A 20,005-nucleotide genomic window follows, 5' to 3' on the forward strand; every position below is an offset into this window, starting at 1 on the left:
CCAATCAGCGCCGTTGGTGAACCCCTCCGCCGGTCCCTGCGTGGCATCCGGCGGAGGGGACGATGGCCAGGTTCCGCATTCTCGGCCCGCTGGAGGTCGACGCCGTGGACGGCCGGCCGGTCCTGCTCGGCGCGGCGAAGCCACGGGTGCTGCTCGGGGTGCTGCTGCTGTACGCCAACCGGCCGGTCGGGGTCCCCACCCTTGTCGAGGCGCTCTGGTCGGGGAGGCCGCCCCGGACCGCCGCCGGCGCCCTGCGTACGCACGTTTCCACGCTTCGCACCTCGCTGCGGCTCACCGGGCTACGAGCGCGGTCGCCCGGCTACCAGCTCGACGTACCGGACAACGATCTCGACATGCTCCTCTTCGACCGGCTCGCGGCGCAGGGGCGCCGGGCAGCGGCCGGCGGGGAGCTGTCGCGCGCCGCCGACCTCTGGGAGCAGGCGTTGGGGCTCTGGCGGGGCCGGCCGCTCGACGGCCTCGATGTCACCGCCGTCGAATCCACCCTGGCCGACCTGACCGAGCGGCGCTTCATGCTGCTCGAACAATGGGCGCGGGCCCGGCTGACGCTCGGCGAACACACCGAGGTGCTACCTGCCCTGGCGGCGGCAACGGCCGAGCAGCCGCTGCGCGAGCGGCTGTACGAGCTGATGATGCTGGCGCTCTACCGGTCCGGCCGGCAGGCCGACGCGCTGGAGGCGTTCCGGCGGCTGCGCCGGCGCCTCGTCACGGAGCTGGGCGTGGAGCCCGGGCCGCCACTGCAGCGCCTGCAACGGCAGATCCTCTCCGCCCACCCGGCGTTGGATCCACCAGCACCGGACGATGTCCCAGCGGTCACGGCCGGCACGGTACGGACGCCCCGGCGACCGCCTGAGGCACCCCGGCAACCGCCGCCGAGGCCCCGGAAGATGCCGCCCGCGCGCCGGGAAATGCCGCCAGCACCCCGGCAGCTGCCGCCGGACGTCGCGGCGTTCACCGGCCGGCACCGGGAGATCGCCGCCGCACACTCCCGGCTCTCCGCCGGGTCACCGCTGCGCCCACCCCCGGTGCTGGCGATCAGCGGGGCCGGCGGCGTCGGCAAGTCGGCGCTCGCCGTCCATCTCGGACACCGTCTGGCACACCGGTTCCCGGCCGGCCAGTTCTACGTCGACCTGCGGGGCGCCACGGCGGGCCTGCGGCCACTGCCCCCGCTGGAGGTGCTGGGCCGGTTTCTGCGTGCCCTGAACGTCCGGGACACCGACCTGACCACCGTGGACGAGGCGAGCACGGCCTTCCGGGCCGCCACGGCGGAGCGTCGCCTGCTGCTGGTGCTCGACAACGCCCTCGACGCCAGCCAGGTCCGCCCGCTGCTGCCCGCCGGCCCGCACACCGCCGTACTCGTCACCAGTCGCCGGGTGCTGGCCACCCTGGACGGCGCCGATCACCTCCGGCTGGACGTCCTCGCCCCGGCCGAGGCGATCCGGTTGCTCAGCCGGCTCGCCGGCCCGGAGCGGGTCGCCGCCGATCCGGCGGCCGCCGCTCGGGTCACCCTGGCCTGCGGCTTCCTGCCGCTGGCACTGCGCATCGCCGGTGCCCGGCTGGCCGCCCGGCCGAGCTGGCCGATGCGCGAACTGGCCGACCGGCTCTCCGACGCCCGCCGTCGCCTGGACGAGCTACGCATCGCCGAGCTGGGTGTGCGGTCGAGCTTCCAGATCGGGTACGAACTCCTGCGCGACAGCCCTGACCCGGGTGACCGGGACGCCGCGCTGGCCTTTCCGGTGCTCGCCGGTGCCGACGCGGCCGAGCTGAGCCTGCCGGCGGTGGCGGCCCTGCTGGACCTGCCCGAGCCGGACGCCGAGCCGCTGCTGGACCGGTTGGTCGACGCACAGCTGCTGGCCAACCCGGCGGTGGGCCGGTACCGGCTGCACGACCTGCTGCGGCTCTTCGGCCGGTCCCTCGCCGGCTCGCCGGACCCGGCACCGCTGTGCCGACTGCTGCGCTGGTACGCGGCAACCACCTGGCAGGCCTTCCGGCTGCTGCGACCGGCGGATCCCCGGCCGGCGAGTGCGGGGGAGTGGGCATCCGGCGGTACGGAGTTCCCCGACGTCGAGGCCGCCCTCGCCTGGTTGGAGACGGAGCGGCCGAACCTGCTCGCCGCCGTACACCAGGTGGCCCGGACGCCGGAGCTGCCCGGGGCCGCCGCCGTCAGCCTGGCCCGGGCGCTCTTCGCGTTCTTCCACGTCCGGGGCTATCTCAACGAGTGGGTCGAGGTGAACCTCACCGCACGAACGGTCGCGCGCCGCTGCGGCGACCTGGTCGCCGAGGCGCACGTCTGCCGGGACCTGGGCGCGGCGTTCGAGGTGCGCGGCGAGTACGGCGCGGCCCTGGACTGCCTCCGCGACGCCCTGAACCGGTACGCGACAGCCGGCGACCGGGACGGCGAATCGGCCTGCCTGAACGGCCTCGGCGCGGTCTACGACAGCCTGGGCCGGCTCGACGAGGCGGCGGAGTGCCTGGAGCGGAGCATCGAGATCAGCGAGGCGCTGGGTGACCGGCACAGCGTCGGCATCAGCCTGAACAACCTCGGCGAGGTCTGCCGGCGGCGCCGCGAGTACGACCGGGCCGCCGAGAGCCTGCACACCGCCCTGGCCATCTTCCGGGGCACCGGCAACCTGCGTAGCCAGGCCGCAGCCCTCAACAACCTGGGCGAGGTCTTCGACTGTCGGGGTGCCTACCCGGAGGCGCTCTCCTGCTACGAGCAGAGCTACGCGCTCTTCCGCCAGCTGGGCGTCTCGCTCGGCCAGGCGACGGTACTCGCGGCCACCGGCCGGGTGCTACGCCTGCTCGGCCGGCACGCCGAGGCGCTGGACCGGTTGGCCGAGGCGCTGGCCGTCGCCGAACGGGTCGACGAGCGGCGCAGCGCCGCGACCAGCCTGCGCGAACTCGGCATCACCCGGCACGAGCTGGGCGACCCCGAGGCGGCGCGGGCGTGCTGGCAACGTGCCCTGGCCCTCTTCGAGGCGCTCGGCGTCCCCGACGCCGACGAGGTCCGCACCCTGCTCGCAGCGCCCGCGGGGGACGGGACCTCCCACGGCCCTGGATAGTCCCTGGCCACCGCCCTCGCCACACCGGTCGAGGCGCGGCGCACCCGTCGAGTGGGTGGGCGGGACGTCGCGCCCCGCCCACCCACTCGCCGGCTCACGGACTGGTGCAGGTGAACGAGGCCGGCGGCGAGTTGCTGCCGGTCCAGCTGCCGAGGAAGCCGAACGAGGTGGTGCCGTTCGCGGCCAGTGATCCGTTGTAGGAGGCGTTCCGGACGGTCACGTTCGCGCCGCTGCTGGTGACGGAGCCGTTCCAGAGCTGACTGATCTGCTGCCCGTTGGGGAAGGCCCACCGGACCGTCCAGCCGTTGATCGCGGTGGAGCCGGCGCGGACGGTCACCTCGCCCTGGAAGCCGCCCTGCCACTGACTGACGATGCGGTAGGTGACGCTGCACGCCGTGGTCGGCGGCGTCGTGGGCGGCGTCGTCGGTGGGGTGGTGGGCGGCGTCGTCGGTGGGGTGGTGGGCGGCGTCGTGGGTGGCGTCGTCGGCGGAGTGGTGGGTGGCGTGGTCGGGCCGCCCGGCAGACCGAAGGAGTAGAACGTGGTGCTGACCGGACCGAGGCGCTCGTACCCGTTGCCCCAGTAGAGCCTGCCGTCGACGATGGCCGGGCCGGCGTTCGAGGCCCCCTGGCCCCGGTACTCCCAGAGCACCGCACCGTTGCTGGCGTCCAGCGCGTACATGTAGTTGTTGAGCGAGCCGTAGTAGACGACGCCGTTCGCCGTGGTGGCCGGGCCGACCGCCAGGCCGCCGTGCGGTTCGGGCACCTGCCAGATGATCTCACCGGTCGCCGCGTCGAGCGCGCCGAAGGAGCTGTAGTCGATCGTCTGGCCGTTTGGCAGCTGGTACGGCTCCCGGTCGTAGTTGGTCTCGGCGAAGAAGATCCGCTCGCCGTCGTTGGCGGTGCCCCACTCGATGCCGCCGATCACCGAGCCCGGCCCGACCGACGCGCTCCAGATGATCTCTCCGGTCGCCGCGTCGAGCATCCAGAACTCGCCGCTCTTCTGGCCGGCGCCGACCGCCTTCCGGGGCTGCCCGTCCGGGCCGGGGATGGTGAAGAGGTGGGTGCCGTCGCTGGTGTCGTGGTCCGGCCCCGGGTTCGGGCAGTTGTTCGGCGGGAAGCCGGGTACGCAGGCGAGGTTCCAGGCGTCGAACCGGGCCGGTCCGGTCGACCACTTGATCTCACCCGTGGTCAGGTCCATCGCCACGATGGCGTCCTTGGCGTTCCACGGCGGCAGGCACTCCTGCGGGGTGCCGCCGTTCTCCTGGCACTGTTGCGCGCTCGCCGGGATGGAGTAGTTCTGCCCGGTGCCGACGTAGGCGGTGTTGCTCTCCGGGTCGATGGTCGGTGTGCTGCCCCAGACCGAGGCGCCGCTGAAGACGTCACCACCCGGGCCCTGGTCCGGCAGCGTGTGGGTCTGCCACCGCACCTCGCCGGTTGCCGCGTCGACCGCGACGAGGCTGCCCCGGAACGTGCAGCAGTCGTACGCCGGGTCGCCGGCGTTCAGGAACTCCAGCGAGGAGACGCCCTGGTAGAGGATGCCGTCGTGGATGGCGGGCGACGAGGTGAGGATCGCGTCCGGATGGGTCTCCATCCGGGTGTTCCAGCGGACTGCGCCGGTCGCGGTGTCCAGGGCCAGCAGCCGGGCGCCAGCCTGGGTGCCGAGGTAGACGGTGTCACCGGCGACCACCGGGGCGGTCCGGGAGAAGGTGTCGGCGACCCCGGAGAGCTGGGCGACCGAGCGGGACCAGATCACGTCGCCGGTCGCGGCATCGACCTTCCAGAAGGTCCCGCCCCAGTCCGGGAAGTAGACGGCGCCGTCGACCACGGCCGGGGTGGCCGAGACGTCGCCGTCGGTGGTGACGGTCCAGGCGACCTCCAGATCGTCCACGGTCGACGGAGATAGAACGTGTTCGTCCGGGTTTGACCGGGTATTCCTGATGTCGTGTCCGCCCATCACCCACTGCGAGCCGTCCTGGGCGCTTGCCGGTGGGGCGTGTACCACCGGTACGAGGGCCACCACGCAGGCCAGGGCGAACCCGGCCGCTGCGGCGGTCCGTCGAGAATTGCTCATCGCAGATCCCCTTACGAGTGAGACATGTCTATAGAGGCATATCTCAATGTCGAGTGTGGTACAAGTGGACCGGCCGCGTTGGCGGGCCGGTTCACCGACCGTTCACCCGGTGCGGCGGGCCGGGCCGACCGTGGCGACGTCGTACCCGTCGGGGTAGGTCTTCGCCCGCAGCCCGCCCTCGAGATACTGGCGCCCACGCGGCGCCGCTCCGTGCCGTAGATAGCTGGCGCGGGCGCCGAGGCCGGCGGTCAGCAGCGTGCGGGCCCACCACGGTGGTGGTGGCACCCCGACAGCTTCCCGCACCGGGCGGTCGAGCAGCGCGTCGGCGACCCGCTCACCGACCGGTCTCAGCGGCCTGGGCAGGTCGGCGAGGAGTCCCTTGGTGGCTGTGATGAGCTGCCGGGCAGCCGCCGTGGGCGCTAACCGCTCCGCCTCGAACGCGTCGTACCAGGTGGCGTAGCTCGCCAGGTCCGGAGGGATGTCGGCGATCCGCAGCCGCCGGCCGAGGTCGGCGTAGAAGTGGTAGATCGCGGCCCGTTCGTGACAGCAGAGAGGGCGCCAGCCGTACCGGTCGATCCAGCGGGTGCCGACGAAGACGAAGGTGCCGAGTACGTAGCGGTGGTCGTCGTTGTCGATCGCGTACCGGCGGTGCAGCTGGTTGAGCCGCCGGGTGGCCGCGCGGCCCAGCGGGTGGTCCAGGCCATGCTCGATCAGGGTGTACATCAGGATGCCGGTGTCGTCGGCGCGCCGCTCGGTCCGGGTCGTCGTCTCGCCGGTCGCGGCGAGCAGCTCGGCGATCGACGGCACCGCGAAGGTGCGCCAGAAGGCGAGCAGCAGCCCCATCCGCACGTCGAACGGGAACTCCCAGAGGGCGGTCATCCGGTAGATCCGGTGGGCGTCCCGGGCCGGGTCGAGTTCGCGGATCTCCCGTAGCCGGTCGAACCGGCCGCGCCGGTGCAGCATCTCCGCGCTCAGCTTCCCACCGGCGTACCGCGGGAGGCGCCGGTGGTGGTCGTCGCGGGCGGCAGCCGGCGTAGCGCCGAGGAGACCTGACCCAGGAATCCCAGATCGGTGGCGAGGTCGCCACCCTCGTCCGGCCGCGCCGGAGGTGCGGCGCCCACCGCGGCGTTCGGTGCTGCGGGCCGCGGCCCGGGGCCCGCAGCCCGCAGCCGGGCGAGGGCGTCCCGGAGTCGGACCGCCTCGCGGGTCGCGGCGTCTCGCCGGTCGACGCGACCGGCCGGCACGGCGGCCTCGTCGACCGGCGCCAGGTAGGGTGCGAGCGCCATCCGGGCGTCGCGGATCTCGATGACCCGCCGGTAGAGCGCGAAGTCGAGGTCGCGCAGCATCCGCAGGTCGGCCCGGCGCGACGCGGGCGGGTCGAGGGCGATCTCCGGCATCGCCTCGTACATGGCGTGCCACAGGGGATAGAGCCGGAGGTAGCTGCGAGCCCGGCCGAACTTCTCCACACCGGCGGAGAGGCGCGGTCCCCAGGACGGGATCGTGAAGCCGGTGGTGATCACCAGCGCCCCGAGGCAGGCGCAGAGCGTGCCGGCGTCGCTCAGGGTTGGCAGCCTCGTGCCGAGCCAGGCGGCGACGACGTAGCCACCCTTGCCCAGGCAGTAGCCGAGCGCGACGATCGACCCGACCGCGACCAGCCGCAGGCCCCGGCGCAGCCAGGGTCGGCCGTCGCTGCGGGCGACCCGGTCGGCGAACTGGAGGCTGCGCCAGGCGGCCACCCCGAGCCCGAAGGCGAAGGCTGTCACGTAGACGAGCAGGAACGTCCCGCCGACCGGCCGGGGACCGTAGACGTCGTCGAAGTCGCTCGGCTCGTCGACGGTGGCACCGCTGTTGGCGAAGAGCACCGCCATCGCGACCAGCACCAGGCCGTAGCAGAGCACCAGCACCTTCGCCCGGGGCAGTGCCTCGGCCGCCGGCATGTGCCAGAGCATGAGCATGATCAGCGCGGTGAAGCTGTAGCCGACGATGCAGCTGTAGACCAACAGCGAGGCCAGGTTCGGTACGCCGAAGAGGCGGCTCACCGCCGAGTAGACGGCCGGGACGGCCATGGTGAAGCCGGCCGCCGGCAGGGCGATGCAGAGGGTCAACGTCCAGAGGTTGAGGTTGCGGGGGTTGCGGGCCAGGGCCGCCACCTTGTATGCCGCCGCCACCCACGCGACCGTCGCGCAGACCAGGAAGATGCCGCTCTTGCCGTCCATCCGGCCCGAGCCTAGTGCTCCAGAGCCTAGTGCTCCAGCGAGTGGCCGAGCCGCGCGACCAGCGGGTCGCCCGAGTCGCTCGGCGCCCGTGGGGCCGGCGGCCGCCACAGCCCGGTCCGCTGCCCGAGCAGTGAGGCCAGGGTCTCCGCCTCCTGTTCCTCCCGGCTGCTGTAGTTGGTCCGGGCGAACATCGCCCGGACCACCCCCGGGTCGAGGTGCCGGAAGAGCTGCCGGCTGCCCCGCGCCTCGTCCATCAGGTGCAGCCGGTGTTCCAGCAGCAGGTGCGCCAGCTCGTGCAGGGCGATGTGCACCCGCTGCACCCCGGTCGCGGCGGCGGTCACCACGAGGTAGTCGGCGACGTCGGTCGAGACACAGAGCCCGCACGGCGCGCCGGGCGGCAGGTCGAACGCGATCAGGTGGACCGGACGGCCCCGGTCGGCACCGACGTCGTGGATGAAGGTGTCGAGATCGAACGGATCCGGTACGCGGATACCGCGCACGAGTTGCTCACAGCGCCGGCGGATCTGCCGTAGCGTCATGGGCGCACCGTCCCTCTGCGCGGCGTGCTGTCGCCAGACCGCGACACGCATTCACGGGCCATCATCCGCGTCCGCCTTGCCCTGTTCAAGGACGCGGATCACCCCGAGTAGCTGGGTGAGGGCGTCGATCGCCGACTGGGCCTCCGGGATCACGGAGTTGCGCAGGGCGACGGTCCGGGCGCGTACCTGCTGCAAGGCGGCGGCGAGGTCGAGTTCCCGGTCCACGTCGGCGGCCAGCCGGTCGCTGGTGAAGTACTCCACGGGTACGCCGAAGAATCTCGCCAGCGCCCGGAGGTGGCTGAGGTTCGGATCGCTCTTCTTACCGGTACGCAACTGTCCGATGTAGGTGTGGGAGATCGACTCGCCCTGTGCCGCGGTCGCGTCCGCCACCTCGCGCAGGCTGTACGGGGTGCCGTCGGGCTTGCGGATCCGGTCGAAGAGCCGGTCGAGGCGGCCGGCCAGCGTACCCGGGCCGCAGGCGTCGCCCGCTGCCTCAGCCATCTGGCCTCCTCTCGGAAGCCCTCTGGCCTCCCCTCGGACGAATACAATCGTTTACAGCATGCCATACCTCTGTACACAGATGTTGACGTCCTCACGTCCTGTGTGCGTATCATCGCTGCGGACGCTCGGGTGCGCATGACCGGAGGATTGTGCCGGGGCGCGCGAGCGTGGGGAGGTGTCGTCGTTCAACGGGGGAGACGGGATCGGGTTTCCCTACGCCAGAGCCCGTCGTATCGACGACCCTGCGGGGCGAGTTCCGGGTCGCCATCTCGGTGGCCCGGGCACCGGCGGTCGCCGCGCGCCGGTGCGGAGGACGGGCGTCCTCCGCACCGGGCTGCCGGTGTGGGTGCTGCCGGTGTTGGTCAGCTGGCACTACAGGTTGGCGACATGCCCGATCCGCTGCCGGTGCCCTGGAAGCCGAACTCGGTCGACCCTCCGGCGGGAATCCGGCCGTTGTAGCTGACGTTGGTGAAGGTCACCGCGCCGCTGTTGCCGCTGCGGTTGGCGTTCCAGGCGTTCGTGACGCTGGCGCCGGAGGGCAGGGTCATGCTCACCGACCAGCCGTTGGTGCCGGACGAGCCGGCGGTGACCCGTACCGTGGCGACGAAGCCGCCGTTCCAGGAGTTCAGCGAGACCGTGGCGGAGCAGCCACCCGGGCCCTGCGTCGGCGGGTTCGTCGGCGGATTGGTCGGCGGGTTGGTCGGCGGGTTCGTCGGCGGGGTGCCGTCCGGCGCCACGGCCCGGCCGGTGGTCGGTGAGATCTGCCCGGGGCAGAGGCCGCGGCTGTTGAGGTTTGCGACGATCTGCGGTACGGCGTTGATGGTCGTCTGGTAGCCGTCGTGCATCAGGATGACGCCGCCGTCCTGCAGGGTCGAGGCGGCCTGCACGATCTGGCTGGTGCTCGCACCGTTCCAGTCCTGGGAGTCCACGTTCCACAGCACCTCGGTGAGGCCGAACTGGGCCTCGACCGACCGGAGCGTCGCATTGGTCTCGCCGTACGGTGGCCGGAAGAGCCGGGGCGTCCGGCCGGTCGCCTGCTGGATGGCCTGCTGGGTCTGTTGGATCTCCGAGGTCATCTGGGCGGCACTCATCTGGGTCATGTGCGGGTGGGTCCAACTGTGGTTCTCAACCCACATCCCGGCCGTCACCTGTGCCCGGGCGAGTGCGGGATTCTGTTGCACGCGCTGCCCGACGTTGAAGAAGGTGGCCCGGGCACCGGCCGAGGTGAGCGCGTTGAGCAGCGCGTTGGTGGTGCCGGCGTTCGGTCCGTCGTCGTAGGTCAGTGCCACGTACCCGTTGCAGGGTGCGGCGGCGACCGGTGGAGCGGCGACCGTGACGCCCACGGCGCCGGTGGCGACCGCCAGGGCGGAAGCCGCCAGCGCGACGCCGAGGCGGCGCGGCGCGTGACGTGGATGGGACATGGAGACTCCTCGGTACGGAGGGGCGGGACGGCCCGGTGGTGGTGGTATGAAACATTTCGATACTCAGATCGAAACACATACAGTGGCAATAGTCGATCCCTTCTCCGTCGGCGTGGGTCAGGCGGCGTGGGTCAGGTGCTCAGGAGGCGTCCTGCCGCCACGCGGCGGCCGTCAGCGCCCGGGCCAGCTCCGGCCGGCACAGCACGGGTGTGCTGTCCACGTACTGGTCGATGCCGCCGATCGGCGGCAGCCCGGCAATGCCGGGATCGGTGATCGAGGTCAGCAGCGCGGCCGCGAACCGGTCGGCGCCGATGACCGGGTACGGCCGGTCGTGGAACCAGCGCCGGCTCGGGTCGACCGGCGCCGCCAGGCCGAGCCGGTTCTGCCAGGCGCCGGCCGCCTCGTACGCCGTGCAGAGCGCCGCCTGCCGGTGCGCGGCATCCCCGGTCAACGCCTCGTCCAGGGCGGCGGCGATTGTCACCGCCTCCTCGACGCCGGCGAACGCGCTCCCCAGCCACTTGCTGTACGGCGCGTACCGCCGGGCCAGTAGCAGGCAGAGCCGCATCACGTCCCGGACCAGTCGGGCCGCCACCACCCGGCTGCCCGCCTCGGCACCGGCCTCGGCGGCCCGGCCCACGAACGGCTCCTCCTGGCCGATCCGCGCCCACTGGCAGGCGAGCAGGTAGCGCCAGACGTCGTCCGGATACCACCGGAGTCGGGCCCGGAGCGCGGTCAGCTCGCCGACACCGTCGTGAAACACCGCACCACCGGTCGCCTCGGCCAACAGTTGCGCGGGCGTGGCCAGCCAGTCGAAGGTCTCCACACCGGCCCGGGGATCGAAGCCCAGCCGCGCGTCGCACCACCGGCCAAGCTCGGTGACCTGCACCAGGTGCGCCACCGGCCCGTCGGTCGAGGCCGGCACCCGGACCCGGCCCGTGGGTGGCGCGAAGTGGGTCGGCCAGCCGCCGACCTCCTTCGGCAGCCGTTCCGCCAGCAGGGTCGCGATCGGCTCGGCGTACCGGGCGAGGTCGTCGGCGGAGAGGAAGAGAGTGAGCCGGGGTCCCCAGTCGTGGTCGACGGAACGCTCGGTGTCGAAGCCGAGCACCTCCGAGCCGGGGCCGATTCGCGCGGCCGCGTGCCGAAGGCCGGGGTACTGCCGCGCGAGGAGCGGGCGCACCGCCTCGGCGTAGAAGAGCCGGCACAGTCGCAGCCCGGGCAGGAACGGTGCCCCCACCCGGCTCACCGTACGGCCGGCGCCGGGTGCGGCGCCATCGGTATCCGGGACGACGCCGGATCGCTGATCGGCGTCCGGACAGCGCCACCGGCCGTCCTCACGATCGCGTACGCGCTGAACCGGCTCCGCATCAGCGCCTCGGCGGGCCGGAGCGATCTCGGTCACGATCGCTGACGGCCGGCGCTGCTTACTGTGAAGCTGGACCGGCGCCGCGTGAAAGCTGGTCGAACGGCGACCAGCCCGCTTCGGCGTTCGGGCGGGGTGTCGCTGTGCGGAGGGTGCCGGGTGTTCCGGTGAAGGTGCTGCCGGGCTGGGCCGCGATCGGTGTGACCGTGCTGGCCGGCGTCGGCTCGGCGGCGCAGAGCCTGGCCAACGCCGAGGTGGGCGAGCGGACGGGGCATCCGGTCATCGGAGCCCTGGTCAACAACACCGGGGGCGTGGCGCTGGTCCTGTTCGGTCTGGTCGCGCTGCCGTCGATGCGTGCCGGGCTGGGCGTGCTGCGCCGGACCAGGCTGCCCTGGTGGACGTACCTGGGCGGGTTGTGCGGGGCGTTCTTCATCGCCTCGGCGACCTACGCCGTGCCGGTGCTCGGCGTCGCCGTCTTCACCATCGCCCAGGTCGCCGGCAACAGCGGGGGCGGGCTGATGGTCGACCGGACCCGGCTGGCCCCGGCTGGCCGGCTGGGACTCACCCGCGCCCGGCTGGCCGGCGCGCTGCTCGGGATCGCGGCCGTGACGCTGGCCCAGCTCGGCCGGCCGGTCGGGGAGTTGGCGGTGGGACTGGTCCTGCTCGGAGTCGCCTGCGGCGTGCTGGTCGCCGTCCAGGGAGCACTGAACGGACGGATCTCCACGGTCGCCAACCCGGCCGCCGCCACAGCGGTGAACTTCACGGTGAGCAGCGCGGCGATGCTGCCGGTGGCGGCGGTGACCGGCGCCCTGGCCCAGCTCGGCGCCGCGGACTGGCCCGGCGAGTGGTACCTCTACGTCGGCGGCCCGCTCGGGGTGTCGATCACCGTCGCGATGCTGGTCGGGATCCGGTCGATGGGGCTGCTCCGCACCGGCCTGGCGCTGGTCGCCGGGCAGTTGGGCGGGGCGCTCCTGCTCGACCTGCGCCCGGGTGGACCCGGCGCCAGCCTGGCGGTGCTGGTCGGCGCGGTGCTCACCCTGCTCGCCGTCTTCGTCTCCGGCCGGGCCACCCGGGGCACCCCGGCCGCCACCTGACGCCGGTCGATCATGGTTAACCGGGGGCCCTTCCTATGCAGAAAACGATAAGTGGGGGCCCTTCCTTACGGTCTGGCAGACTGGGCGGCGTGAGTGATTCCGCTGCCGTCCGTGACGCGGGCCTGGTGCGGGTGCGTCCGCGGCGTATCCGGGTGGTCTGCTGGATCCTGGCCCCCGCGTTGGTGTTGATGTTCGCCCTGCTCAGCATCGGGCTGAGCGGCTCGACCGGCACCGGTGCGGCCACCTTCCAGCGGGGCGACCAGCTCGCCATGGCCGGACTCGGCGTGCTGGGTGCCTTCGTGGTGCTGCTCTTCACCCGGCCCCGGGTGGAGGCCGACGCGCGCGGGGTTCGGGTGCGCAACGTGCTGGGCGCGTACGACCTGCCCTGGACCGTTGTCCGGACGGTGCGCTTCGACCGCGGCTCGGCCTGGGCCAGTCTGGAACTGCACGACGACGACCTGGTGCCGGTGCTGGCCCTGCAGGTGGTGGACCGGGAGTTGGCGGTGGACGGGGTACGCGCGCTCCGTGCCCTGCACGCGGCAGCCCAGCCGGCCGGGTAGGGCGCGGGTGAACTCTCGCCGCAGGTGGGAGTCGGGCGGTCGACCCCGGTGGAGCGGCGGCCGCCGGCCGACGGCTGACCGGGGGCGGAATCGCCGGGTGGAATCGTGGGGCGGCTCCGGCATGCCCGTTTTGGCATCCTGCGGGCTGACCTGCTAATCTCTACCAGTCGACCACTGTCTCGGGTGTTGCCCGGTGACAGTCAACGAAGCGGAGCGCCTGCTCCCACCCGTGTCACCTCTTTCGGTGGCCGGGTCCGGTCACCGGTTCGGTTCGCCGTGCCGGGTGCGATCGTCGATCGCCGCTGACCGGTCGAGCGGGCCCCGGCATGCGCCGGGGCCTTCTGCTTTGGGTCGGGGACGTTAGGACCGGCCACCGCTGACGCGCGGCCGGTGAGGATCACCACGAGGAGGCCACATCAGCGTCGAACCACGCGTGAACGAGCAGATCCGGGCACGTGAGGTCCGACTGGTCGGCCCTGACGGCGAGCAGGTGGGCATCGTCCCGCTGGAGCGCGCCCTGCAGCTGGCCACGGACGTCGACCTGGACCTGGTCGAGGTTGCGCCCATGGCACGCCCGCCGGTGTGCAGGCTCATGGACTTCGGTAAGTACAAGTACGAGTCCGCACTCAAGGCGCGCGAAGCCAGGCGTAACCAGCAACAGACCGTCATCAAGGAAATGAAGCTCCGACCGAAGATCGATCCGCACGACTACGAGACCAAGAAGGGTCACGTGGTGCGGTTCCTCAAGGCCGGGGACAAGGTCAAGGTGACGATCATGTTCCGCGGTCGCGAGCAGAGCCGACCGGAGCTGGGCTACCGGCTCCTGCGCCGACTCGAGTCCGAGATCTCGGAACTGGGGTACGTCGAGGCCGCTCCGAAGCAGGACGGCCGCAACATGATCATGGTCCTGGCTCCGCATCGGGCCACCAAGGCCGCCGCGACGGCGGCCCGAGCCGGCTCGCCCCGCGAGCGGGAAACCGGTGCCGCGGAGGCGCCGCCGGCTGCCGGACCGACACCCGGCCCGGCCGGACCCGCCGGAACCACCGGCGAGTAACAGGGGAGAGACGCACCACAATGCCGAAGATGAAGAGCCACACCGGGATGGGCAAGCGGGTCAAAGTGACCGGCAAGGGCAGGATCGTCCGCCAGCAGGCCGGCCTCCGGCACAACCTGGAGAAGAAGCCCTCCACCCTTACCCGCCGGCTCACCGGCACCGTCGAGGTGGCCAAGGCCGACGTCAAGCGAATCAAGAAGCTGCTGGGCCGCTGACGCGCGCCTCTTGACCTGAAGGAGTAGTTGAGATGGCACGCGTCAAGCGGTCAGTTAACGCCCAGAAGAAGCGCCGTACGCTGCTGGAGACCGCCAGCGGCTACCGGGGTCAGCGCTCCCGGCTCTACCGCAAGGCCAAGGAGCAGGTGCTGCACTCGATGCAGTACGCCTACCGGGACCGGCGCGACCGCAAGGGTGACTTCCGGCAGCTCTGGATCACCCGGATCAACGCGGCGGCCCGCGCCAACGGGATGACCTACAACCGGCTCATCCAGGGCCTGAAGCTGGCCGGTGTCGAGGTCGACCGCAAGATCCTTGCCGACCTCGCCGTCAACGACCCGACGGCCTTCGCGGCCATCGTCGAGGTCGCCCGCGCCGCCGTGGCGGCCGAGGGCACCGGTGGCGCGTCGGCCCAGGCCGCCTGACCACCCGCGACATCCGATTGAGGCGTCCCGCATGACGGTGAACCCGCAGGCGGGGCGCCTCGACCATGTCCAGGACGCGGAACAGCTCTTCACCCCGCGTACCCCGAGAATCGTCGCGGCCCGGCGGCTGCACCGGCGCCGGGACCGGGACGGCAGTCGCCGCTTTCTGGCCGAGGGGCCGCAGGCCGTCCGCGAGGCGCTGGCCGCGCCCGACGTGGTGGTCGAGCTCTTCGGCACCCCGGCCGCGCTCGACCGGTACGCCGACCTCGCCGCCACCGCCGACCGTGCCGGGGTGCCGGTCTCCCGGCTGACCGACGAGGCGCTCGCGGCACTGACCGAGACCATGGCGCCGCAGGGCATCGTCGCGCTCTGCGTCCAGTTCGACGTGCCGCTCCGCACCGCGCTGGACCGGCGCCCCCGGCTCGTCGCCGCGTTCGCCGAGATTCGCGACCCGGGCAACGCCGGCACCGTGCTGCGCACCGCCGACGCCGCCGGAGCCGGAGCGGTGGTCTTCGCCGGTGAGGCGGTCGACCCCTACAACGGCAAGTGCGTACGCGCCACCGCCGGCAGCCTCTTCCACCTCGACCTGGTCCGGGCCGCCGACCCGGCGCTGGTCGTGGCCGAGCTGCGCACGGCCGGGCTGACGGTGCTGGCCGCCTCCGGCCATGGCGAGACCGACCTGGACGACCTCGCCGACGCGGGCGGCCTGGCCCGCCCCACCGCCTGGCTCTTCGGCTCCGAGGCGCACGGCCTGCCTGCGGAGCTGGCCGAGGCCGCCGACGCCCGGGTACGGGTGCCACTGCACGGCCGGGCCGAGAGCCTCAACCTGGCTGCCGCCGCCGCGGTCTGCCTGTACGCTTCGGCCAGAGCCCTGCGACCCGGGGGCGCCCGCCCCGCGGTGCGGAGCGCATGATGGATCCTGGGGCAGCAGAACCGACCAGGGAGTTGTCGACCCGATGACCGAGTCCGGGAAGTGTGGCGTCCGCGAGGCGCGACGCCGCTCGTTTAGCCAGCCCGCCGGTGGCGGCGGGCGGCAGGGCTGACTCCGACCTTCTCCCTGCGCACCTCCGACCGGCGGGCTGCGGCCCAGCCGCACGTCTCGGCTCAGCCGCACCTCCGTAGACTCTGGGAGCCGTCCGGCAGGGCCGCCCCCCGACCTGTCCACGGCGTCGCCGGTGCGCCCCGCCGCACACCGACCACGCACGCCCGGTCGCACCCGCCACCCCGAGGTGGACCCACCCGGGCGGCCGGCGCGGTGCCGGAGGGCATCCCGCGCGGCCCGGCGGGACATTCGACGCCGAGCGGGGAGCACCGCCCGCCACGCAGAGGGAGCAACCGCACGTCATGACGTACCGCAACGACCCGTACGACCCGAAACAGGTCGCCCTGCTCGACCCGGACGCGCTGGCGGCGGCGGTGGCCGACGCGAGGGCCGCGTTCGACGCCGCCACCGAGCCGGAGCGCCTCGCCGAGTTGCGCCGGGCACATCTCGGTGACCGGGCACCGGTCTCGCTGGCCCGCCGGGAGATCGGCGCCCTGCCGCCAGCGGCCAAGTCCGACGCCGGCAAGCGGGTCAACGAGGCCCGCCGGTCGATCGAGGACGCCTACGCGCAGCGGCTGGCCGTCGTACAGGCCGCACAGGCCGAGCGGATCCTCGCCGAGGAGCGGGTGGACGTCACCCTCCCCTACGACCGGCGGCCGCGCGGCGCCCGGCACCCGATCAGCACCCTGGCAGAGCGGATCGGCGACCTCTTCGTCGGGATGGGCTACGAGATCGCCGAGGGGCCCGAGATCGAGCTGGAGTGGACCAACTTCGACGCGCTGAACATCCCGCCTGACCATCCGGCCCGGGGCACCATGGACACCTTCTATCTGGACCTGCCGGGGCTGGTGCTGCGGACGCACACCTCGCCGGTGCAGGCCCGGACCATGCTGGCCCGCAAGCCGCCGATCTACGTCGTCTGCCCCGGCCGGGTCTACCGGACCGACGAGCTGGACGCCACGCACAGTCCCGTCTTCCACCAGGTCGAAGGGCTGGTGGTGGACCAGGGGATCACCATGGCGCACCTGCGTGGCACCCTGGACCACCTGGCGAAGGCGATGTTCGGGGCCGAGGCGCGGACCCGGTGGCGGCCACACTACTTCCCGTTCACCGAGCCGTCCGGCGAGTTCGACGTCTGGTTCGCGGCGCACCGGGACGGCCCGCGCTGGGTCGAGTGGGGCGGCTGCGGCATGGTCAACCCCCGGGTACTGCGCGCCTGCGGGATCGACCCGGACGTCTACTCCGGATTCGCCTTCGGGATGGGCATCGAACGCACCCTGATGTTCCGGCACGGCATCGGCGACATGCGGGACATGGCCGAGGGCGACGTGCGGTTCACCCGCGCGTTCGGGGTCGAGGTGTGAGCGGGATGGTGAACGACGTGGTCCTGGTGAACGACGTGGTCCTGGTGGACAACGCGACGGATGCGGTGGTCTGAGTCATGCGAATTCCTGTTTCCTGGCTGCGCGAGCACGTCGACCTGCCCGCCGAGGTGGGCCCCGAGGAGCTGGACCAGGCCCTGGTCAACCTCGGCATCGAGACCGAGTCCATCGTGGATCTGCGTGGCACCGTCACCGGTCCGCTGGTGGTCGGCGAGGTGCGCGAGATCGAGGAGCTGACCGGCTTCAAGAAGCCGATCCGGTTCTGCCGGGTCGACGTCGGCGCCGCGAACGGCAGTGGCGAGCCGCAGGAGATCGTCTGCGGGGCGACCAACTTCGCGGTCGGCGATCGGGTGGTGGTGATCCTCCCCGGTGGCGTACTGCCTGGCGGCTTCGCGATCGGCGCCCGGAAGACGTACGGGCGGAACTCCAACGGCATGATCTGTTCGGTCCGCGAGCTGGGCATCGGCGACGATCACGCCGGCATCCTGGTGCTGCCCGAGGACGTGCCGGCCAAGCCCGGGGACGACGCGCGGCCGGTGGTCGGGCTCGACGACGTGGTCGTCGAGGTCGAGATCACCCCGGACCGGGGGTACGCGATGTCCGTGCGCGGCCTGGCCCGGGAGCTGTCGCACGCCTTCGAGGTGCCGTTCCGGGACCCGGGTCTGGTGCCCGCGCCCGGGGCGACGCCGGAGCCGGCGTACCCGGTGCGGGTCGTCGACACCGTCGGCTGTGACCGGTTCGCCGCCCGGGTGGTCCGGGGGATCGACCCGGCCGCCGAGTCGCCGGTCTGGATGCGGCGCCGGCTGACCCACGCCGGCATCCGGACCATCTCGCTGCCTGTCGACATCACCAACTACCTGATGCTGGAGCTGGGCCAGCCGATGCACGCCTTCGACCTGGACGCGCTCCGGGGCGAGCTGGTGGTCCGCCGGGCGGTGCCGGGGGAGCGGCTGACCACCCTGGACGGCGTCGACCGGACCCTCGACCCCGAGGACCTGGTGATCTGCGACGCCGGACTGCCCGGCTCGGTCGTCGGGGACAGCGGAAGCGGTGGGGTGCCGATCTCGCTCGCCGCCGTGATGGGCGGCGAGACCAGCGAGGTCGCCGAGAGCACTGTCAACGTGCTCTTCGAGGCGGCGCACTGGGACCCGGTGGTGGTCGGCCGGACCGCCCGTCGGCACCGGCTCTTCAGCGAGGCGGCCAAGCGCTGGGAGCGCGGTGTCGATCCGGCGCTGCCGCTGGTCGCCCTGGCACGGGCGGTCGAACTGTTGACGACGTACGGCGGAGGCACCGCCGGTGCCGAGGTGCTCGACATCGACCACGTCGACCCGCCGAACCGGATCGTGATCGACGCGGACCTGCCGGCCCGGCGTGCCGGTCTGCCATACCAGACGACGCGGACGGTCGCGCTGCTGGAGCGGGTCGGCTGCGCGGTCGCGGTCGACGGCGGGCGTAGCGTCGCCGGCAACGGTCACGGTGCGGCCGGCAACGGGCGGGCCGGCGGCGGCAACGGCTCGGGCGGCCGGCACGCGAGCGGACCGGAGACCCTGGTGGTCACCCCGCCGACCTGGCGCCCGGACCTCACCGACCCGGCGGACCTGGTCGAGGAGGTGATCCGGCTGGACGGCTACGACCGGGTGCCCTCGGTGCTGCCGGTCGCACCGCCTGGCCGGGGACTCACCCCGGAGCAGCGCCGACGCCGCTCGGTGAGCCGGGCGCTGGCCGAGAACGGTTACGTCGAGGTGCTCTCCCCACCGTTCGTTGCCGCGGAACTCTTCGACCGGCTCGGGCTGCCGGCGGACGACCCGCGCCGCACCGCCGTACGGCTGGCGAACCCGCTGGCCGAGACCGAGCCACTGATGCGGACCACGCTGCTCGGCACCCTGCTCGGCACGCTGCGCCGCAACCTCGGCCGTGGCCACCGGGACCTGGCCCTCTACGAGATCGGCCTGGTCTTCGAGCCCCGGCCCCGGACCGGCCCGCCGCCGGCGATGGGCGTCGACCACCGCCCCAGCGACGAGGAGTTCCGGGCCGCCGACGCGATGCTGCCGCACCAGCCGTGGCGGGTCGCCGCCGTCCTGGCCGGCGAGGTGGAACCGGCCGGCTGGTGGGGGGCGGGCCGCCCGGCCGGCTGGGCCGACGCCGTGCAGGCGGGGCGGATCGTACTGGCCGCCGCCGGGATCCCGGCGGACCGGGTCGTGATCCGGCAGGCCGAGTACGCCCCCTGGCACCCCGGCCGGTGCGCGGAGTTCCGGGTGGACGACGTGCCGGTCGGGTACGCCGGTGAGCTGCACCCGGCGGCGCTGGCCAACCTCGAGCTGCCGCCCCGGACCAGCGCGCTCGAACTCGATCTCGACGCCCTGCCGGTCGCCCCGGTCGTGCCGGCGCCCCGCATCTCCAACTACCCGCCCGCACTGATCGACGTGGCGCTGGTGCTGGATGCCGGCGTACCGGCCGACGAGGTGCGCCGGGCGCTGGCCGAGGGCGCCGGCGAGCTGCTGGAGTCGATCCGGCTCTTCGACGTCTACGCCTCGGAGCAGTTGGGCGAGGGACGCCGGTCGTTGGCGTACAAGCTGGTGTTCCGGGCGCCGGACCGGACGCTGACCGGTGAGGAGGCGGTGGCCGCCCGGGACGCGGCGGTGGCCGAGGCGGCCCGCCGGTTCGGCGCGGTGCTCCGGGGAGCCTGACCACTCCCGCCCCGGATGGTGGCCGCCGCGTCCCGCGTGGCGACCACCATCCGTTCGCGCGGGTCCTGGGCCCCGATACCGGAAGAGGCGGTGGATAGCTCTCCGTTACATCTGTCGCCTCTCTGCTCGGCGGTCGGTTCTTGTCGCCTTCCGCAGCCCCGATATCGCCGGATTTCGCCTGCCCACGCCAGGTATTGATATCCAGATGTGATCTTGAATTGGCCCTGCTAAGTGGCTCTCGGGTAAGGTCGCCGACGACCCGATTCGGGGCGGGACCGCCGACCAATGGCTGCTCACCGGCCTGATGCCAGCGATGAGAGTCGAGACGGGCGCGTCGGAGGAGGATCGCCGGCGTCCG

At 72.8% G+C, this 20,005-nt stretch carries 16 protein-coding genes; 9 read left to right on the plus strand and 7 right to left on the minus strand.

The genetic code is table 11. The features are described from left to right. Nucleotides 1-62 precede the first annotated feature (62 nt). A complete protein-coding gene (locus ACN28C_RS17560; protein WP_422768625.1) occupies nt 63-3,080 on the plus strand; it encodes an AfsR/SARP family transcriptional regulator in 3,018 nt (1,005 codons plus the stop codon). A 94-nt stretch (nt 3,081-3,174) separates the two neighbouring features. Here ACN28C_RS17560 and ACN28C_RS17565 read toward each other — a convergent pair whose 3' ends face one another. The 7 genes from ACN28C_RS17565 to ACN28C_RS17595 form a co-directional block, all read right to left on the minus strand. Continuing rightward, entirely contained in the window at nt 3,175-5,151 is a 1,977-nt protein-coding gene (locus ACN28C_RS17565) for a PQQ-binding-like beta-propeller repeat protein (RefSeq protein ID WP_422768626.1), read from the minus strand. A 102-nt stretch (nt 5,152-5,253) separates the two neighbouring features. Then, a complete protein-coding gene (locus ACN28C_RS17570) occupies nt 5,254-6,114 on the minus strand; it encodes an oxygenase MpaB family protein (RefSeq protein WP_422768627.1) in 861 nt (286 codons plus the stop codon). An 8-nt stretch (nt 6,115-6,122) separates the two neighbouring features. After that, the gene (locus tag ACN28C_RS17575; RefSeq protein WP_422768628.1) at nt 6,123-7,367 is read right to left on the minus strand and encodes an MAB_1171c family putative transporter; all 1,245 of its coding nucleotides are present in this window, start codon (nt 7,365-7,367) and stop codon (nt 6,123-6,125) included. A 26-nt stretch (nt 7,368-7,393) separates the two neighbouring features. Continuing rightward, the gene (locus ACN28C_RS17580) at nt 7,394-7,906 is read right to left on the minus strand and encodes a hypothetical protein (RefSeq protein ID WP_422768629.1); all 513 of its coding nucleotides are present in this window, start codon (nt 7,904-7,906) and stop codon (nt 7,394-7,396) included. Nucleotides 7,907-7,957: 51 nt separating this feature from the next. Then, nucleotides 7,958-8,407 (minus strand): helix-turn-helix domain-containing protein, encoded by a 450-nt coding sequence (locus ACN28C_RS17585; protein ID WP_422768630.1) that lies wholly within the window; start codon nt 8,405-8,407, stop codon nt 7,958-7,960. Nucleotides 8,408-8,769: 362 nt separating this feature from the next. Beyond that, a complete protein-coding gene (locus ACN28C_RS17590; RefSeq protein WP_422768631.1) occupies nt 8,770-9,828 on the minus strand; it encodes a polysaccharide deacetylase family protein in 1,059 nt (352 codons plus the stop codon). A gap of 139 nt (nt 9,829-9,967) precedes the next feature. Continuing rightward, nucleotides 9,968-11,062 carry a DUF4037 domain-containing protein gene (locus ACN28C_RS17595; RefSeq protein ID WP_422768632.1) on the minus strand — a complete coding sequence of 365 codons (1,095 nt, stop codon included), beginning with the start codon at nt 11,060-11,062 and terminating at the stop codon, nt 9,968-9,970. A gap of 293 nt (nt 11,063-11,355) precedes the next feature. Between ACN28C_RS17595 and ACN28C_RS17600 the strand changes: the two genes are divergently transcribed. From ACN28C_RS17600 to ACN28C_RS17635, 8 genes are all read left to right on the plus strand, one after another. Further along, the gene (locus ACN28C_RS17600; RefSeq protein ID WP_422768633.1) at nt 11,356-12,282 is read left to right on the plus strand and encodes a DMT family transporter; all 927 of its coding nucleotides are present in this window, start codon (nt 11,356-11,358) and stop codon (nt 12,280-12,282) included. A gap of 89 nt (nt 12,283-12,371) precedes the next feature. Continuing rightward, a complete protein-coding gene (locus tag ACN28C_RS17605; RefSeq protein WP_422768634.1) occupies nt 12,372-12,842 on the plus strand; it encodes a PH domain-containing protein in 471 nt (156 codons plus the stop codon). Nucleotides 12,843-13,275: 433 nt separating this feature from the next. Further along, a complete protein-coding gene (infC, locus tag ACN28C_RS17610) occupies nt 13,276-13,896 on the plus strand; it encodes a translation initiation factor IF-3 (RefSeq protein ID WP_422768635.1) in 621 nt (206 codons plus the stop codon). Between the two features lie 20 nt (nt 13,897-13,916). After that, nucleotides 13,917-14,111: a 50S ribosomal protein L35 gene (gene rpmI, locus ACN28C_RS17615; RefSeq protein WP_421493814.1), complete on the plus strand. Its 195-nt coding sequence runs from the start codon at nt 13,917-13,919 to the stop codon at nt 14,109-14,111. Between the two features lie 32 nt (nt 14,112-14,143). Continuing rightward, nucleotides 14,144-14,536 carry a 50S ribosomal protein L20 gene (rplT, locus tag ACN28C_RS17620; RefSeq protein ID WP_101366673.1) on the plus strand — a complete coding sequence of 131 codons (393 nt, stop codon included), beginning with the start codon at nt 14,144-14,146 and terminating at the stop codon, nt 14,534-14,536. A gap of 31 nt (nt 14,537-14,567) precedes the next feature. Continuing rightward, nucleotides 14,568-15,449 (plus strand): TrmH family RNA methyltransferase, encoded by an 882-nt coding sequence (locus ACN28C_RS17625; protein WP_422768636.1) that lies wholly within the window; start codon nt 14,568-14,570, stop codon nt 15,447-15,449. A gap of 431 nt (nt 15,450-15,880) precedes the next feature. Beyond that, nucleotides 15,881-16,942, plus strand: a complete 1,062-nt coding sequence (pheS, locus tag ACN28C_RS17630; RefSeq protein ID WP_422768637.1) for a phenylalanine--tRNA ligase subunit alpha — start codon at nt 15,881-15,883, stop codon at nt 16,940-16,942. A gap of 77 nt (nt 16,943-17,019) precedes the next feature. Next, the gene (locus ACN28C_RS17635) at nt 17,020-19,647 is read left to right on the plus strand and encodes a phenylalanine--tRNA ligase subunit beta (protein ID WP_422768638.1); all 2,628 of its coding nucleotides are present in this window, start codon (nt 17,020-17,022) and stop codon (nt 19,645-19,647) included. The last annotated feature ends 358 nt before the right edge of the window (nt 19,648-20,005 follow it).

It is taken from the genome of Plantactinospora sp. WMMC1484 (assembly GCF_049315195.1).
Taxonomy (GTDB): Bacteria; Actinomycetota; Actinomycetes; order Mycobacteriales; family Micromonosporaceae; genus Plantactinospora.

Bases quoted from the DNA above. Each gene is read 5' to 3' on its own strand.
- ACN28C_RS17570 (WP_422768627.1), bottom strand. From the start codon at position 6,114: ATGCTGCACCGGCGCGGCCGGTTCGACCGGCTACGGGAGATCCGCGAA.
- ACN28C_RS17560 (WP_422768625.1), top strand. From the start codon at position 63: ATGGCCAGGTTCCGCATTCTCGGCCCGCTGGAGGTCGACGCCGTGGAC.
- pheS (WP_422768637.1), top strand. From the start codon at position 15,881: ATGACGTACCGCAACGACCCGTACGACCCGAAACAGGTCGCCCTGCTC.
- ACN28C_RS17565 (WP_422768626.1), bottom strand. From the start codon at position 5,151: ATGAGCAATTCTCGACGGACCGCCGCAGCGGCCGGGTTCGCCCTGGCC.
- ACN28C_RS17585 (WP_422768630.1), bottom strand. From the start codon at position 8,407: ATGGCTGAGGCAGCGGGCGACGCCTGCGGCCCGGGTACGCTGGCCGGC.
- rpmI (WP_421493814.1), top strand. From the start codon at position 13,917: ATGCCGAAGATGAAGAGCCACACCGGGATGGGCAAGCGGGTCAAAGTG.
- ACN28C_RS17625 (WP_422768636.1), top strand. From the start codon at position 14,568: ATGACGGTGAACCCGCAGGCGGGGCGCCTCGACCATGTCCAGGACGCG.
- ACN28C_RS17635 (WP_422768638.1), top strand. From the start codon at position 17,020: ATGCGAATTCCTGTTTCCTGGCTGCGCGAGCACGTCGACCTGCCCGCC.
- ACN28C_RS17575 (WP_422768628.1), bottom strand. From the start codon at position 7,367: ATGGACGGCAAGAGCGGCATCTTCCTGGTCTGCGCGACGGTCGCGTGG.
- ACN28C_RS17590 (WP_422768631.1), bottom strand. From the start codon at position 9,828: ATGTCCCATCCACGTCACGCGCCGCGCCGCCTCGGCGTCGCGCTGGCG.
- rplT (WP_101366673.1), top strand. From the start codon at position 14,144: ATGGCACGCGTCAAGCGGTCAGTTAACGCCCAGAAGAAGCGCCGTACG.
- ACN28C_RS17580 (WP_422768629.1), bottom strand. From the start codon at position 7,906: ATGACGCTACGGCAGATCCGCCGGCGCTGTGAGCAACTCGTGCGCGGT.